The organism is Leifsonia psychrotolerans, from assembly GCF_013410665.1.
GTDB lineage: Bacteria > Actinomycetota > Actinomycetes > Actinomycetales > Microbacteriaceae > Cryobacterium > Cryobacterium psychrotolerans_A.
The window spans coordinates 2,262,360-2,279,180 of the sequence record NZ_JACCFM010000001.1 but is presented as its reverse complement, the minus strand read 5'-3'; the positions used below and the strand labels follow the sequence as shown (position 1 = coordinate 2,279,180).

The following is a 16,821-nucleotide window of genomic DNA, read 5'->3' as shown; positions in this document are numbered from 1 at the left end:
CACCATTCGCAGAGTGGTGCACGCACCAGTGACGGCTACTCCCGCGGGATGAGCTGTCTGTGCAGTCGGTGCGGTGAGTGTTAGCTAAGCCTGGCGGCGGCGCGCAAGCAACAGCCCGCCGAGCGTGAGCGCGGCGAGTGCGGCGAGCAGAGCGCCCGAACCGTCGGTACCGGTCGACGCGAGCCCGCCGACAGAGCTGCCGGGCCCGTTGGCGCTGCCGGGCGACGTTGAGCCGCCTGGGTCGGCTGGCACGCCGGGGCTCGGCGGGGGTAACGTTCCGGCCTTCCATCCTGCGTGCAGTGTGGTCGCGGCCGTGACCGGGATGTTGAACTCGAACGGAATCGTGAGTTCCGCATCCGCGAACCAGCCAATAAAGATGAACCCGCTGGCCGTGGGAGGTGCAGGGGGAATTATGATGTCGCCGACCTGCACCCTCAGAGCCGAGTTGGTGCCCCGATCGCCGAGGTCGAGCGTGAGAGCAACGGTGTCGGCGGTGCCGACGCGAGGGTTCTCAGACCAGCCGGCGTACATGGAAATGTCGCCCACGCCTTCGAGGTCTTCAGGGAACGGAATCGAGAGGGCCGGATCCATAAACCAATTAGTGAAGGTGTAACCGGGGGAGACCGGTGGCTCGGGGCGGTACAGGGGCTGACCTGCCGAGGAGAGATACGAGGTATTCACGCCATGGCCGCCCATTTCGATCGTCACGATGATGAGGCGCGGTCCAATCAGCTCCTCCCAGCCTGCATATGCGGTGGCGCTGGTGGTCAGAGCAGAGGTGAAGTCGAGAAGTGTCGTCAGCGCGGCATCCGTATACCAACCGGTGAAGATCAAATGGCGATCGATCTGATCGATTGGATCGATCGGCGGGAGGGCCTGTTGTCCAGCGGGCACGATCTGCTCTTTTACGGCGTCGCCGTGGCCGTTCATCTCGAACGATAATGTCACGGTGGCCACGGCCCAGCTGGCGTAGATCGTGGTGTTGACGAAGATTCCGGTCTCGAAGTTGAACGGTGTCGTCAGCTCGGCATCGGCATACCATCCGACGAAACGCCAACACGGGTCAGTGGGTGGGGCCGGTTCGGCCACGACGGTGCCGGGTGTGACGACGAGGGGTACGAAACCCGTGCCTCGGCCGTTCATCTCGAACGCCACAATTGAGGTGTTGACCGACCAGCTCGCGTGGGCGACCGCACTCGTTTGGACCGCGGACGTGAAGTTGAACGGTGTCGTGAGCGACGCATCCGCGTACCATCCGGTGAAGGTGTAGCCGGCGGAGATGGGGGAGACCGGCTCCGCAGCAACCTCACCAGGAGCGAGTCGCTGAGGCGCGATCTGCTCGCCGCGACCGCCCATCGCAAAACTCAGGGTGGCGAAAGGGCGCGTCGTGTATCCCCGCCAGGTGGGAGCGGTGAAACCGGGGGCGGCGGGGGCGTCGGCGAACTCCATCGGAAAGTAGACCGTCAGAGACGCTTCGTGGCCGAATGACGGCTGGTCTTCGTTGGGGACATCGTCAGAGACGAAGGGGGCGTCGACGAAATTCGCCGGTGGGGCGCCAAGGAATTCGACACGGGTCAAGAGTGACGGCGTGTTTGCGGCGTTCGGCCAGATTCCGGCTTCGCTGTAGTCGTCGTAGTCGAGCCCAAAGCTACGGCCGAAAGCGTCGCCGCCGATCGACGTGACGGATGCGGGGATGGTCACACTGGTGAGAGAGTTCCAGAGGAACGCACTCGCGCCGATGCTCGTGACGCTGCTGCCCAAAGTGAGCGAACTCAGCGCACTGCCGACGAACGCACCGTTCCCGATCGACATGACGGTGTTGGGGATGGTTACTTCGGTCAACGGGTTGTAAGCGAAGGCGAACGCGCTGATTTCGGTGAGGCCGGCCGGGAGCCGGAGGGCGGCAAGCCTGTTGTTTGCATACGCCGCCTCGCCGATGCTGGTGACGTGATCGGCGAGCTCGGCGGCGGTAAGGGAGTTGCGATACAGGGCGTAATCGCCCATCGAGGTGAGCGAGCTGGGCAGGGTGACGGAGGTCAATCCTCGACCAGACAACCCGAACGAGCCGATGCTGGTCACCGGGTAACTCACCGAGTCGATGACTGCGGCAGCCGGAATGATCAGTGCAGGCGTTCCGGAGCGGTACCCGATCACGCTCGCCCCGGCTTCCGGGTGAGCGGGGTCGATCGCGAAGACGAGGCCGCTGGAGCCAATCGAGGAATCAGTCTGACTCCTCCAACCTGCAAAAACCGTCGTGCTTTCGGTCAGGCCCTCGCGAAACACGAGTGGCTCCTGCGCCGCTGCCTCGAGGAACCACCCGGTGAAGGTCATGCCGTTGGCGCTCGGATCCGTGGGCTCCAGGATGGGAGCACCCGGATCCACGGTGACGGGGGCGATCGGAGCGCCGTAGCCGTTCATGTCGAACGTCAGAATGACGGGAGGGAGGGCCCAGCCGGCGTAGAGGGTGGTGTCGGTCGTGATGGGGGTACCGAAGAGGAACGGACTCGACAGTCCCGCATCCGTGAACCAGCCGGAGAACATCCAACCGCTGGCGCTCGGTGGAGTCGGCTCGATCGCGAAATCCTCGAATGGAACCTGTTGACTGCCGATGGCCACCCCATGGCCTCGCAGATCGAAATCAACGGTGTAGCTGTTGATCGTCCAGCCTGCATACAGCGTGGTATCCACGGTCAGCGGCGTGCTGAAACTGAACGGCGACGTGAGCCCCGCATCACCGAACCAGCCGTCGAACGTCCAGCCCATGGCTGTGGGGGGCGTCGGCGGCGTCACGGTCTGACCCGGCATCACGAATTCGGGTGCGAGGGCACCACCTCTGCCACCGAGGTCAAAGCTGACGGTGAGAGTTCCCTGCGTGGCGTAGCCACGCCAGGTTGGCAGAGTGAAACCAGGGTTGCCAGGCGCGTCGGCGAATTCGGGCGTGAAGTGCACGGTCAGCCCGAGTTCTGAGCCCAGCGAGGAGCGCACAGTCGGGTCGTCGCCGGCGGTGAGCGGCGCGTCGACGAACGTCGTGGGTGGGGCGCCGAGAAAATCCACGCCCGTCAGCGTTGAGGGCGTGGTGAGAGGATCAGGTGTATCGGCGACGGAGTAGTACCCATCGAGGAAGTCACGGTAATTCGCGTCGATGTTGAGCCCGAATGCGTCGCCCTCGATTGACGTGACGGATGGCGGAATGGTCACTCTGGTGAGGGAATTGAAGTAAAACGCCGACGAGCCGATGGTCTCTACCGACGTGCCGAGGTCAATCGAGATGAGACGGTTCCCCGCGAATGCGCCACGCTGCACCGCCGTGACGGAGTCAGGAATTGTCACCGCCAGCAACAGATTGTAGCCGAACGCAAACTCGTCGATCATCGTCAGCCCCTGTGGGAGTGAGACGGCGGTCAAATCGTTCCAACCGAACGCACCCCCGCCGATCGTCGTCACGCTGTCAGGAATCTCGATGGTCGTGAGCTTGTTGCCCACGAACGACGAGACTCCGATTGTGGCGAGGGAGCTCGGGAGGGTGACCGCCGTGAGGCCGAAGTTCGCGAGACTATCCGGGGCGATCGCGGTGACAGAATAGGTCACCGAATCGATGACGACGCTGCTCGGAATGTCGATGGCGAGCGGCCCTGGACGATAGTTGACGACACTCGCACCGGCCCCGGGGTCGGCCGGATCGATCAGGTAGATCAGGCCGTCGACGACAGCAGACTCCTCGACAGGGTGCCACCGGGCGAAGACGGTGGTGTCGACGCTCACGCCATCGGTGAACGTGACGGGGTGGCTGAAGTCGGCGTAGTGGTACCAGCCGATGAAGTTCCACCCTGGTTCGCTTGGCGTGGCCGGCGGCGCGATGGGCTCAAGGAGTGTGAGCTCCTGGTCGGGAACGGGGGAGCCATGGCCGTTCATCTCGAAACTCACGGTGAACGACTTCTCGGTCCAGAGCGCGTAGAGCGCGAGATCCCCGGTGATGGGCGTGCCGTAGAACTCGAACGGGGTCGCGAACGCGGCATCCCGGTACCAGCCGTTGAAAGACCAGCCGGGATCATTCGGAGCAATCGGGCCGGATGACTGCTCTCCGGTGTTCACGGTCATCGGGCTGATCGGCTCGCCGTGACCGTTCAGCACGAATGTCAGGGTCGACGTGGCGATTGACCAGCCGGCATGAACGGTGGTGTCGATGGTGATCGGGGTGCCGAAGTCAAACGGAGTCGTGAGTGAGGCATCCGTGTACCAGCCGGTGAACACGAATCCAGCGGCGCTCGGGGTGGGAGGGGCGGAAGCAGTGGAGCCGGTATTGACGCTCTGCGCGGGAACCTCGTCACCCTGGCCGCCGAGGTCAAAATTCACGGTGGCGACAGCTTGGGAGGCATAGCCGACCAAGAGCGGAACGTAGCTGCTGGCGTATCGAACCGGGTAGTACACGGTGAGGCCGGTACCGGTGCCGAGTGAGCCGGTGGGGCCGGCTGCGGTGAAGGTGGTGGGGGCTGGGCCGGTGAACTCCACGGTGGTGAGGGTGTCGTTCAGGGCGAATGCGCGGGTGCCGATGCTCGTCACGGTGGCGGGAATACGAACCGTCGTCAGGAAGTTTTCCGTGAAGGCAGAATTCCCAATCGTACGGAGTGACGTCCCGAGGTCGACGTCGTTGAGCAGAGCGTGGGTGAATCCGCTGTCTTCGACCGAGGTGACGGGATAGGCCAGCCCGTCGAGTGGGATCTGAATCGGGTCAACGATGGTGAGCGATGAAACGCTGACTGAGCCGTCCGAGCGCACCGAGGCCTCGGTGCCGTTCAGCGTATAGATCGCACCGGGGCCCAAGGTTTCAAGTGCAGAGGCTGGCGCCGCCGAGAGGAGCTGGCCGGTGCCGACAAGCAGACTGACGATCACAGCGGCAGTGACACGGCTGCCGACGCGGCGGAGGCGAGTGTGCCGTCGCGCCTGATCTGACCCCAGCATGTGCGAGCTCCAACTATCTATGAGATGCAAGAGAACCCGTGCCCCCAGCGTGCGATTATCGCTCTTTTCAGCTTAGGCGACTGAAAACAGAAGAATACCCCTCATCAGAGGGTGTTTTGTTTCGACTTTGATCCACGTGGGGACCTGCGCGACGCGTATCGCCGAATGATGGCGGGCTTGTTTGCTCGTGAACCCCACATACGGAATGAGCAATCGAGCGGTGGTGCGCGGTCGCCCATCGGGGTGAAGATGATCGCACCCGATGTCGTCGGCACCGTGCTCCACGAAGGGGCCCCATGAATGTGATTCATGGGGCCTTTTCGTGGAGCGTGTTGGGTGTGGTGGTTAGCAGCGGCCTCGCTTGAGGACGGTGTCTGAGAGCGCTGATGTGCCGCCGATGAGGGTGATCGTGGTCGGTGTGAATGACGTCAGATCGGTGTGGATGCCGGCGGGGATGCAGGTGGGTTGCACGACGTAGAGCGGTGCTCCCTTCGCTCCGGCCAGTGCGGCGCCGGCGAGGGCGTCGGGGAACTGGAAGCCGGTGGCGAGGTAGGCGCTCTTGATCGTGGTGAACGCTGCTTTGTTGACTTTCTGTGAGGTGTCGAATCGGTCGGTGCCTGAGATTCGGGTGACCTTTCCGATGCTCTTCAGCGAGGAGACGATCTCGTTAGAGACGGCGGCTTTTCCGCCGACGACCGTCACGTTCTTCACGTTGAGTTTCGTCAACAGGGTCTTGGTTGCCGTGTCGGCGCTGGTCGCGCCGCCGTTGACGAGTAGAACGGGGATGCCGTTGGCGCCCGCTGCGGCGGAAGCCGACAGTGCGTCGGGGTAGTTCAGTCCTGTCGCGAGGTACGCGGACGCGACCGAACTGCCAAATGCCTGCGTGACGACCTGTCGGGCGGTGTCGAAGCGGTCGGAACCGGCCACACGTTTCACGGTGGGGGCGAGTTTCTTGAGCTCGGCCAGTACGGTGTCCGAGACGGCGGCGGTGCCGCCGACGACGATGATCTTGCCGGGCTTCAACCGTGCAATCTCGGTTTTCACGACGGCGGGAAGTGCGGCCGGCGGGGTGAGGAGCAGGGGTCCGCCTTCCTTGGTTGCGGCCGGGGCTGCGCCGAGGGCGTCGGGGTAGTTGGTGCCGGTGGCGATGTAGACGACCGGGGCGGTCTTGGCGAAGCCGGCCTTCGACAGTGCGACCGAGGTCGCGTAGCGGTCGGTGCCCGAGATGCGCTTCATGGTCGGTTTCCATGAGGCCGGCGGCGTGACGGCGTTGGCCTTCCAGCCGGCGTAGAGGGTGAGGTCGGTGCTGATCGCGGTGCTGAAGGCGAACGGCTGGGTCAGCCCCGGGTCGCTATACCAGCCGGTGAAAGTCCAACCGGCGGCGGTGGGCTTCGGATCGGTGGCGCGCGCGCCGGGAACGACACGCTGAGCCGCGGCTGAGCCGTGGCCGTTCAGTGAGAAATTGACGGTTGCGACGGCCTGGCTGGCATAGCCCTGCCAGCTGCCGGCGGTGAAGTGCGTGGCGGGGTCTGTGCCCTCGAAGCCCAAGGAGTAGAACACCGTGAGGAGTCCCTCGTGGCCGAGAGAGGGTTGGTCGTCCCAGGGTTCCTCGCCCAGATATGGACCGGGCACCAAGTGCGCCGGTGCGGCACCCAAGAAGTCCACACGCGTCAACGTCGAGGGGGTATCGACGGCGGTCGGCATGTTCTCAAAATCGGGGTAGTCGCGCCAATCGACATCGAAATTGCTGCCGAAGGCGTTGGCGCCGATGGCGGTCACGGCTGCGGGGATGGTCACGCTCGTGAGCGAATTCCACATGAAGGCGTCGCTTTCGATGTTCTGAACCGACGCGCCAATGTTCACCGATGTCAGACGGTTCACCGCGAAGGCTCCCGAACCGATGGTGGTGACGGAGTCGGGAATGGTGACCGTTGAGAGGGCGTTGTAGCCGAATGCGATGCCCAAGATCGTGGTCAGTCCGTTCGGAATGCGCACCGAGGTCAGCGCATTGAAGGCAAAAGCACCCTCTCCGATGTGTGTCACTGAATCGGCGAGGCTCAGCGTGGTGATCTTGTTCTCCAAGAAGGCGTACGCGCCGATCGTGGTGACGCTCGGCGGCAGGGAGAGCGACGTGAGCGTGTTGCTCGCGAACGCCATGAAACCAATGCTGGTGAGGGAATTCGGGAGGGTGACTGCGCTCAGCCCATTGTTGCGAAAAGCCGCAGCGCCAACAGTGGTGACCGGGTATGTCTGGCCATTGATCACTGTGGCGGCCGGGATGGTCACGGCGAGCGGCCCCGGCTGGTTGTGGACGACGCTGGCACCACTGGTGAAATCGAGCGGGTCAACCGCAAGGACGAGGCCGTCGACGACCACGGATTCGGTGATGCTCCTCCAGCCGGCGTACAGAGTGGCGGCGCCGTAGATGTCGGTAGGAAGGTAGGCCTTTTCGGTCGCTGCGGCATCGTCATACCAGCCGGTGAAGTTCCATCCGGGCGCGCTGGGCGCGGCAGGTTCACTGAGTCTTTCGCTCCGCGGCACCTGCACGGAATAGTCGTCGCCGTGACCATTCAGGTCGATGTCCACGGTGTAGGTCTCGGGGAGCGGATCGGCGCTGGCCGGTGTGGCCAGCAGGAGCTGCCCGGTGCCGAGCAGCAGCGTCACGGTCAGAGCCGCGGTGGCCCGGCCAGCCAGACGGTGGATGCGCCCCTGCGAGCGCGCATGAGTGAAACCGGTTTCGAACACGGTCGAATTTCCCCCTACAACGTTGTCTCTGAACGAGAGCCGCGCCCCCAAGCGCGAACCGCGCATCAAAACACTACCGGTCAGGCTGAGTTTTCCATCACTCATTCGGGGGAGCTTTTTGTGGCCGTTACCCGGATGCGACACGATCCCGACGCAATCACCGGGGGAAGACGGGGAAGCTGGGGTCGACGTGGTTACAGAGGGTGGCGTCCTGGCTGGGGCCGCCCAGGGCGAAGCGACGGTGCCCACAGCGCGTGAACTGCGCGCACCAATCCTACGCGACGTCCTATAAATTAATGCCCCCCTTTGAAGGACAAAGACACGGACCAAAGCTCTGACGGTGCGAAAGTCGAGCGCTTACTTCTACACGCGACGGATGCGACGGCGCACGAGCATGAGCATGCAACCGATTGTGAGAGTCGCGAGGGCCGCGAGCGCGGCGCCTGCACTGCTGTTTCCGGTACCGGCGAGGTGGCTCGCAGTGCCGGGCTTGTCTGACTGGCCCAGCAACACGGGGTTGTTTCCCTGATCTGAGCCGCCGGGTTGCGAGCCCGTGCCTGCGCCAGGTGTGCCGTCCGATCCGTCGCCGGATCCGTCTGGAGCTGGGGCAGTGACCGGCGGCTTCGGCGTGACAGCGTCTGCCTGCCATCCGGCGTAAATCGTGGCCTCGGCGGTGATCGGTTTGGAGAAGTCGAACGGAATCGTAAGTGCGGCATCCGCGAACCAACCAGTGAAGGTGAAGCCAATTGCGATGGGTGCGGTGGGCGGGCGGAGGAGTTCGCCGATGGCGATGATGATGTGGGTGTTGCTGCCGTGCTCGCCAAGCACGAGTTTCACCACGACGGCGTCCGGCGTCGGGGGAACGGCGGTCCAGCCTGCGTAGACCGTCGTGTCGGTCTCTATCTTGCTGTCGAAGAGGAAAGGCGTACTGAGATCGGTGTCGGTGAACCAGCCGGCGAAGGTGTGGTCGGTTTTGGTCGGGTCGGCTGGTTTGGTGGCGGTGCTGTTGTGGTCGACGGTGGCGGGGGTGAGGGTGGTGCCGCCGTTGCTGTCGAAGGTGATGGTGTGTGTGTTGAGCGTCCACTTCGCGTAGAGGGTGGTGTTTGCGGTGATTGGGGTGGTGCTGAAGGCGAAGGGTGAGGTGTGCTCGGTGTCGGTGAACCAGCCGGCGAAGGTGTGGTCGGTTTTGGTCGGGTCGGCTGGTTTGGTGGCGGTGCTGTTGTGGTCGACGGTGGCGGGGGTGAGGGTGGTGCCGCCGTTGCTGTCGAAGGTGATGGTGTGTGTGTTGAGCGTCCACTTCGCGTAGAGGGTGGTGTTTGCGGTGATTGGGGTGGTGCTGAAGGCGAAGGGTGAGGTGTGCTCGGTGTCGGTGAACCAGCCGGCGAAGGTGTGGTCGGTTTTGGTCGGGTCGGCTGGTTTGGTGGCGGTGCTGTTGTGGTCGACGGTGGCGGGGGTGAGGGTGGTGCCGCCGTTGCTGTCGAAGGTGATGGTGTGTGTGTTGAGCGTCCACTTCGCGTAGAGGGTGGTGTTTGCGGTGATTGGGGTGGTGCTGAAGGCGAAGGGTGAGGTGTGCTCGGTGTCGGTGAACCAGCCGGCGAAGGTGTGGTCGGTTTTGGTCGGGTCGGCTGGTTTGGTGGCGGTGCTGTTGTGGTCGACGGTGGCGGGGGTGAGGGTGGTGCCGCCGTTGCTGTCGAAGGTGATGGTGTGTGTGTTGAGCGTCCACTTCGCGTAGAGGGTGGTGTTTGCGGTGATTGGGGTGGTGCTGAAGGCGAAGGGTGAGGTGTGCTCGGTGTCGGTGAACCAGCCGGCGAAGGTGTGGTCGGTTTTGGTCGGGTCGGCTGGTTTGGTGGCGGTGCTGTTGTGGTCGACGGTGGCGGGGGTGAGGGTGGTGCCGCCGTTGCTGTCGAAGGTGATGGTGTGTGTGTTGAGCGTCCACTTCGCGTAGAGGGTGGTGTTTGCGGTGATTGGGGTGGTGCTGAAGGCGAAGGGTGAGGTGTGCTCGGTGTCGGTGAACCAGCCGGCGAAGGTGTGGTCGGTTTTGGTCGGGTCGGCTGGTTTGGTGGCGGTGCTGTTGTGGTCGACGGTGGCGGGGGTGAGGGTGGTGCCGCCGTTGCTGTCGAAGGTGATGGTGTGTGTGTTGAGCGTCCACTTCGCGTAGAGGGTGGTGTCGCCGGTGACGGGAGTCGAAGAGAACGCGAACACACTGGTGAGGCCGACATCCGAATACCAATTGGTGAACGTATAGCCGACTGACGTGGGTACTGACGGAACCATGGACATCTGGTTTATCACGACGTCGGGGACGGAGGGCGGAGTGCCGTGACCGTTCATGTTGAAGGTCATTCTGGCGACGGCCTGGGACCTGTAGCCTCGCCACTTTCCAACGGTGAACCCGCCACCGTAACGTTTGTCTTCATATCTCCACGGGTAGTACACGGTGATGTCGGCATTGGGACCGAGCGAGCCATTGGCGGCTGCAGGGGAGAAATCACCCGTCGAAGGCGGGGGCCCCGTGAACGTCACATCGTTGAGCGTTGGGTTGCCCGCGAAAACGCTATCGGCCAGATAGCTCATGGACTCGGACAGCGTCACCGATGTCAGTCTGTTGTTTGCGAAAGATCGGGCCTGGAGTTGAGTCACCGAATTGGGCATCGTCACGCTCATAAGGCCACTGCCGTTGAAGGCGTGTCCTCCGACCAATTGCAGACGCGCGGGCAGTTTGAGCGTGGTGTACTTGAGGCCGACGAACCCGGAACCGGCGACGTGAATGATGTCCTTCTGCGACCCCTCGACGAACGCGGTATCCGGAAGATTCAGCGGGCCGTTCTGCGGTGGGGGAGTTGTGCCCTGCAGGATCCCTGCCCCGCCGCCTGAACGGTAAAAGCACAGGTTGGGGTAGGCGGGATCTTCAATCTGAGTACATACGGCCGCCGAGGCCGGCTCCGCGGCGATCAGCTGCCCGCTGCAGAGCAGCAGTACAACGACAAGCGCGGCGACAAGCCGGGTTGCGTGATTGCGAATGCGGCTCTGCGGGCATGGCCAAACGATGCCGGTCTCGTTCACTCGTGAACTCCAATTACTGAATGAGGGTGGGAACGGTGTCCACCGCGTGTCTATCTCCGAGGAGTGGCGTGCGCGTTTTTTACGATGTTCCTGCCCCGTGTGATGGGCAAAATCGGAGGCAACGCGCGGCGGATGCCCTGGCGCACGGAACGGTCGTGAGCATGCCGCCGAGCGCAAGGATCGCGCTCGGCGGATGTGTTAGCAGCGGCCTCGCTTGAGGACGGTGTCTGAGAGCGCTGATGTGCCGCCGATGAGGGTGATCGTGGTCGGTGTGAATGACGTCAGATCGGTGTGGATGCCGGCGGGGATGCAGGTGGGTTGCACGACGTAGAGCGGTGCTCCCTTCGCTCCGGCCAGTGCGGCGCCGGCGAGGGCGTCGGGGAACTGGAAGCCGGTGGCGAGGTAGGCGCTCTTGATCGTGGTGAACGCTGCTTTGTTGACTTTCTGTGAGGTGTCGAATCGGTCGGTGCCTGAGATTCGGGTGACCTTTCCGATGCTCTTCAGCGAGGAGACGATCTCGTTAGAGACGGCGGCTTTTCCGCCGACGACCGTCACGTTCTTCACGTTGAGTTTCGTCAACAGGGTCTTGGTTGCCGTGTCGGCGCTGGTCGCGCCGCCGTTGACGAGTAGAACGGGGATGCCGTTGGCGCCCGCTGCGGCGGATGCCGACAGTGCGTCGGGGTAGTTCAGTCCTGTCGCGAGGTACGCGGACGCGACCGAACTGCCAAATGCCTGCGTGACGACCTGTCGGGCGGTGTCGAAGCGGTCGGAACCGGCCACACGTTTCACGGTGGGGGCGAGTTGCTTCAGCTCGGCCAGTACGGTGTCCGAGACGGCGGCGGTGCCGCCGACGACGATGATCTTGCCGGGCTTCAACCGTGAGATCTCGGTTTTCACGACGGCGGGAAGTGCGGCCGGCGGGGTGAGGAGCAGGGGTCCGCCTTCCTTGGTTGCGGCCGGGGCTGCGCCGAGGGCGTCGGGGTAGTTGGTGCCGGTGGCGATGTAGACGACCGGGGCGGTCTTGGCGAAGCCGGCCTTCGACAGTGCGACCGAGGTCGCGTAGCGGTCGGTGCCCGAGATGCGCTTCATGGTCGGTTTCCATGGAGCCGGCGGCGTGACGGCGTTGGCCTTCCAGCCGGCGTAGACCGTGGTGGTCGCGGTGATCGGTGCCCCGAAGTTGAACGGGGTCTTCAGGTTGGCAGCGGTGAACCAGCCGGTGAAGGTGAAACCGGATGCGGTCGGTGCAGCCGGTGCTGTCGTCGGTGTGCCGTAGTCGACCATACGAGCCGCGATCGGAGCACCGTGGCCACCCATCACAAAGCTCACCGTTGCAAACGCCGCAGCCATGTAGCCACGCCAGGTGGGCGAGGTATAGCCCGGTGTCTCAGGAGTGTCAGAGAATTCGATGGGGAAGCGTACCGTGAGGCCCAGCTCGGAACCGAGCGACGGCGAGGAATCGTCCGTGGCCGGGGCCGCGACGAACTCCGTGGGTGGGGCGCCGAGGAATCTCACCAGGGTGAGTGTCGACGGCGTATCCGACGCGGTCGGTTGGTTGTCCCCGTCCTCGATGTAGTCGAGGTAGTCAATATCGAAATTGTCGCCGAAAGCGTTGTCTCCGATTGTGATGACGGATGCCGGAATGGTGACCTCGACGAGCGAATTATGAGAGAAAGCGTAATCGCCGATGGCTGTCACCGAGTTGCCAAGCGAGACGCTCGTCAACCGGTTCAACGTAAAAGCGCTGCCGCCGATGCTGGTGACGGAGTCGGGGATAGTCACAGACGTCAATCGGTTGTAATAGAACACCCCCTCGCCGATGGAGGTGACACCGTCGGGGATGCTCACCACAGACAACCGGTTGAAATAAAACGCCAGGTCGCCGATTGACGTCACGCCGGTCGGGATCGTAATCGAGGTGAGCTGATTGTCCGCGAAAGCGTATTGCTTGATGACCGTGACCTGCGCCGGAATGGTGACCGCGGTCAGACCCTTGAGAAAGAAGGCGAAGTCTCCGATCGCGGTGACCGGGAAACTCGTTCCGTTGATCGTGACGGTGGCCGGGATCGCCAGGTCGAGCGCGCTACCTCGGTAGCCGATCACACTGGCGCCCGCGGTCAGATCGTTCGGGTCGATCACCGAGATGAATCCGTCGAGGACGCTGGACTCCGTGACCGGCCTCCAGCCGGCATGGAAGATGGTGGGGTTGATGGTTGAATCGTTGCTGAAGTTGGCCGGAACGAGCAGCTCGGCGTCGTCGAACCAGCCCGTGAAATTCCATCCGTCGGCTGTCGGCACGGGCGGTTCGGTCACGAGCTGCTGGGGGGCTATGTTCTGCTCGGGAACCTGAGCGCCGTGGCCGTTCATCTCGAAGCTCACCGTCGGGAACTCTTCCGCGATGTAATCGGACCACTTCGGCTTCGTGAATCCGGGGCTCCCCGGGGCATCGGTGAAGTGAGAGTAGTGCTTGATCCAGACATTGATGCCGAGTGACGGGCGCTCTTCGCGCGGCAGGCTCAGAGTGTCATATCCGCCGTACCCGACGAATGTCGTCGGCGGAAGGCCGAGAAAAGAGGCTCTCGTCAACGATTGCGGCGGGAAGGATGTACCGATCCCGGCCACCAGATCCGGATAGTCGAGGTAATCGGCGGAGAAGTTTTCGCCGAAGCCGTTTCCTTCGATTGAGGTGACCGAGGCGGGAATGATGACGTCACGAAGAGAATTCCAGGCGAATGCCGACACGCCGATGTGGGTGACGGAGCTGCCGAGGCTGAGCGTGGAGAGCCGGTTCGTGAAAAATGCGGATGCGCCGATCTCGGTGACCGCATTGGGGATGGTCAGCGCGGTGAGGCGGTTGGTCTGGAAAGCGCCCGCACCGATTGCCGTCAGGGAAGCGGGGAGGGTGACTGCGGTGAGCCCTGCGTCGGCGAACGCACCCTCTCCGATCGTCGTGACGGCGTAATCCTGGCCGTCAATTGTGACGCTGGCTGGGATGGTGACGCTGGCAGGACCGGCATAGCCGACGGCCGCGGCACCGGCTGCGACACTCTCGCTGTCAGCCTCGAAGGTGATCCCATCGATGACGACGGTGCCGGTGGCGGCCGAAGCGGGGGCAGCGAGCACCAGCTGGCCCGTGCCGAGCAGGAGCGCAACGGTCACTGCTGCGGTGACGCGGCCGGCGACGCGGCGAATGGGCGCTTGTGGACGTACCTGAGTAAAACTGGTTTCGAACACCGTCGAAGTCCCCCTACTGCTCTGAATATGACTGAGAGCAGTGCCCCCGCGCGACCCGCGCCCCCACAGACTACAAGTACAACGCCCGTCTGCACCTATTCGGGGGTAGAGGGAGTGGCCGTTCGCGGTTCTTATGCCAGCGGCTCCAACAGGAAGACCGGGATCCGACGGTCGGTCTTCAGCTGGTAGTCGGCATAGTCGGGCCACGCTGCGACAGCCCGCGCCCACCATTCATCCCGCTCGGCACCGAGCGTTTCGTGGGCGAGATAGTCGAGTGTGACGTCTCCGTCTTGCAGCAGAACGTGGGGCTCGGCCACCATGTTGAAGTACCAGGCCGGATTCTCGGGGGTTCCTCCCTTGGAGGCGATGACGGCGTACCGACCCTCGTGCTCCACTCGCATCAGCGCGGTTTTACGCAGTGCCCCGGTCTTGGCGCCCCGGGTGGTTAAGACGATGATCGGCTTGGAGCGCAGCTCGTTCGCCTCCTGCCCGCCGGAACTCTCGAATAATTCGGCCTGCTTGCGCGCCCACTCGGCAGTACTCGGCGCATATTCTCCCTGTAATGGCATGGCAGATACAACGCGCGACGGGCCGCACTCTATTCCCGCACCACCCACGCGCTACGGGAAGATTCCTCAAAAAGAGTGGGGCGCGTAGCCTCCGTTTGGAGCTCTCACAACGCTGTCGCGCCGTTCGCGATGGCCTGCAGCGCGGCGACATGGATGCGCATCGCGGCCTTGCCTGTCGCGGTCGCCCGAAGCCAGGTGCGCGGGCGGGTGGAAACGTAGCCCTTCCGCACGTCGAGATAGCCTGCCGCCTTGAGGTGCGTGATGGCCTTGCTCAGTGCGGAATCCTCGGTCTCGAGCAGGTCCCGCAGCGCTGCAAAGTCAATCTCGGCATCCGTCGCCAAGGCAGCCATCACCGAGAAGCGCAGCGGAGTGAGCAGAGCATCGTCAAGACTGTGCCGCGGGTGCATCCGGGGATCCCTCCGATCCCTCTCGAGACGCGGATCCCCGGATTGCTGAAAGAGCCAGGGGAGCGGCTACGGTCAGGCCGCCGGCGATTCCGATTAGCGGGGCGTCGAAGGGTGTGCGGACCAGAATGACCGTGACCCCCACGAGCAGTCCAAACGAGGCGGCGAAGCCGAGCCACTGCGCTCGGCCCCACTCTGCACCGACCGCGGACAGTCCCCACCGGGTTGTGGAAAGCGCAAGCATCACCAGCAGAAGCACCATGACGAACGCGCCGACGATCGCGCCATATCTGAAGGCGCCGGATGCCGCGGCCAACCCGAAAAGCACGCCGACCGCCACGGTGACAGTGAGCGCCTGTGTGCTGAGCGCAACCCGAGTGCCGGCCGGGACCGACGGCGCGGGGTGCGTGCGCGCGTTCCGGGCGCTTCGAAGTGCGAGTGTCGCAGGTTGAGCCGCCGCGCAGAGGGTGGCCAATGGGTTCACCCACCAGGAATAGTGCGCGCCGAAGATGCTCGCCGCTGCGACCACCATGAAGGGGATGATGCCGACGAGCCCCGCTGTGATCGACAGCGATGGATGGCGGCTGAGCAGGGTGGCCCGCAGGGTGTCGCGCACACCGAGGGTCAGGAAGCTCAGAACAAGAATCGGAAGGAGCAGGGTCGTGCTGAACGAGTAGCCGCCCGCCGCCGCGTTCGTGACGGCAGTGGCATCCTGGCCGCCGAACAGAAACAGAAAGGCGCTGACGTAAACAAAAATGGCGAGGGCGGTTCCCGCTTGCACGAGCGCTTGCGTGCGGAAGTCGATCGTCGCGTAGACGCGTTGACCGACCTGCTGGCCGCTGTGCAGCAGCCGCGCGGCGTCGGCCGCATCGAGGGGGTGCTCAGTCATGGGCGGGTGTCCTCTACAGGGAATCGGTGACAGCGTCGGCTAAACAGTGGGCGCATCCCAGAACTCCTCGGGTCGTTCGCGAATGACGGATCCTCGAAACGCCGAGAACACCAGTGGGGCGGCCACGGCTACCCCGCCCACGATGCCGACCACTTCGCCGAGCGGGGAACCCAACGGCGTGCAGGCCAACACGACGGTCACCAGCACGAGGAGGCCGAAGGACGAAGCGAAGCCCACCCACTGTGCGCTGCCCCACTCCGCTCCGACATGGATGATGCCCCATCTGGCCTTCTGAAAGAGGAAGTAGGTCAGCAGGATTCCGAGCAATATAAAGCCGGCCGTTCTGCCCCATGGGAATGTGCTCGTTGCCGCCGCAAGGCCGAAGAGCATGCCCATCGCGAGGGTAACGGCGATCACCCAACCGCTGAGTGCTTCGCGCGGGCCATCGGGCATCGGGTGTATCGAGCTCGCGCGAGCCTTGAGCGCGCTGGACATCGCGAGCGCGAGCGGAGGTGCCGCAGCGCAGAGTGCGATGAGAGGGAAGACCCACCAGCCGACGGATGCTCCGAAGATCGTGGCGAAGAGTGCAATGAGGAACGGGACCCAACATGCGATTCCAACGAGAATCCAGAGCGACGGGAAGCGGCTCGGCAGGGTGGCACGCAGGCGCTCCCGGCTGGCCAGCGTGAGCGAGGTCAGCGCGAAGAACGGCAGAAGTAGGTTGGTGATGAAACCGTTCTCGCTGGGCGCCCCGTCATTCCCTGCTGCATCCGTCGATTGCCCCGCAGCGATGAGCAGCGCGGCCCAAATATAGAGGAACGTTCCGGCGGCCAGGCCTGCCTGAACGAGGGCCTGGGTGCGGAGGTCGAACGAGACCACGACGCGCGCACCGATCTGCTGGCCGCTGTGCAGGAGCCGTGCCGCGGCCGTCGCATTATGGGGGTGATCGGTCATCATGTGC

The 16,821-nt window shown here is 63.8% G+C and carries 8 protein-coding genes; all 8 read right to left on the bottom strand.

Going from position 1 to position 16,821, the window contains the following annotated elements:
* Window positions 1–84 precede the first annotated feature (84 nt).
* The 8 genes from HNR05_RS10490 to HNR05_RS10455 all read right to left on the bottom strand — a co-directional run bounded on the left by HNR05_RS10490 (window position 85) and on the right by HNR05_RS10455 (window position 16,814).
* Window positions 85–4,959: an InlB B-repeat-containing protein gene (locus HNR05_RS10490; RefSeq protein ID WP_179578962.1), complete on the bottom strand. Its 4,875-nt coding sequence runs from the start codon at window positions 4,957–4,959 to the stop codon at window positions 85–87.
* A 345-nt stretch (window positions 4,960–5,304) separates the two neighbouring features.
* The gene (locus HNR05_RS10485) at window positions 5,305–7,809 is read right to left on the bottom strand and encodes a leucine-rich repeat protein (protein WP_218868865.1); all 2,505 of its coding nucleotides are present in this window, start codon (window positions 7,807–7,809) and stop codon (window positions 5,305–5,307) included.
* Between the two features lie 258 nt (window positions 7,810–8,067).
* The gene (locus tag HNR05_RS10480; RefSeq protein WP_179578960.1) at window positions 8,068–10,767 is read right to left on the bottom strand and encodes an InlB B-repeat-containing protein; all 2,700 of its coding nucleotides are present in this window, start codon (window positions 10,765–10,767) and stop codon (window positions 8,068–8,070) included.
* Between the two features lie 198 nt (window positions 10,768–10,965).
* Entirely contained in the window at window positions 10,966–13,998 is a 3,033-nt protein-coding gene (locus tag HNR05_RS10475; protein WP_179578959.1) for a leucine-rich repeat protein, read from the bottom strand.
* A gap of 131 nt (window positions 13,999–14,129) precedes the next feature.
* Window positions 14,130–14,567 (bottom strand): nitroreductase family deazaflavin-dependent oxidoreductase, encoded by a 438-nt coding sequence (locus HNR05_RS10470; RefSeq protein WP_179578958.1) that lies wholly within the window; start codon window positions 14,565–14,567, stop codon window positions 14,130–14,132.
* Window positions 14,568–14,671: 104 nt separating this feature from the next.
* A complete protein-coding gene (locus HNR05_RS10465) occupies window positions 14,672–14,974 on the bottom strand; it encodes a transcriptional regulator (protein ID WP_179578957.1) in 303 nt (100 codons plus the stop codon).
* Window positions 14,952–15,860, bottom strand: a complete 909-nt coding sequence (locus HNR05_RS10460) for a hypothetical protein (RefSeq protein WP_179578956.1) — start codon at window positions 15,858–15,860, stop codon at window positions 14,952–14,954. The genes HNR05_RS10465 and HNR05_RS10460 overlap by 23 nt, the downstream gene beginning before the upstream one ends.
* Window positions 15,861–15,899: 39 nt before the next feature.
* Window positions 15,900–16,814 carry a hypothetical protein gene (locus tag HNR05_RS10455; protein ID WP_218868864.1) on the bottom strand — a complete coding sequence of 305 codons (915 nt, stop codon included), beginning with the start codon at window positions 16,812–16,814 and terminating at the stop codon, window positions 15,900–15,902.
* Between the last annotated feature and the right edge of the window lie 7 nt (window positions 16,815–16,821).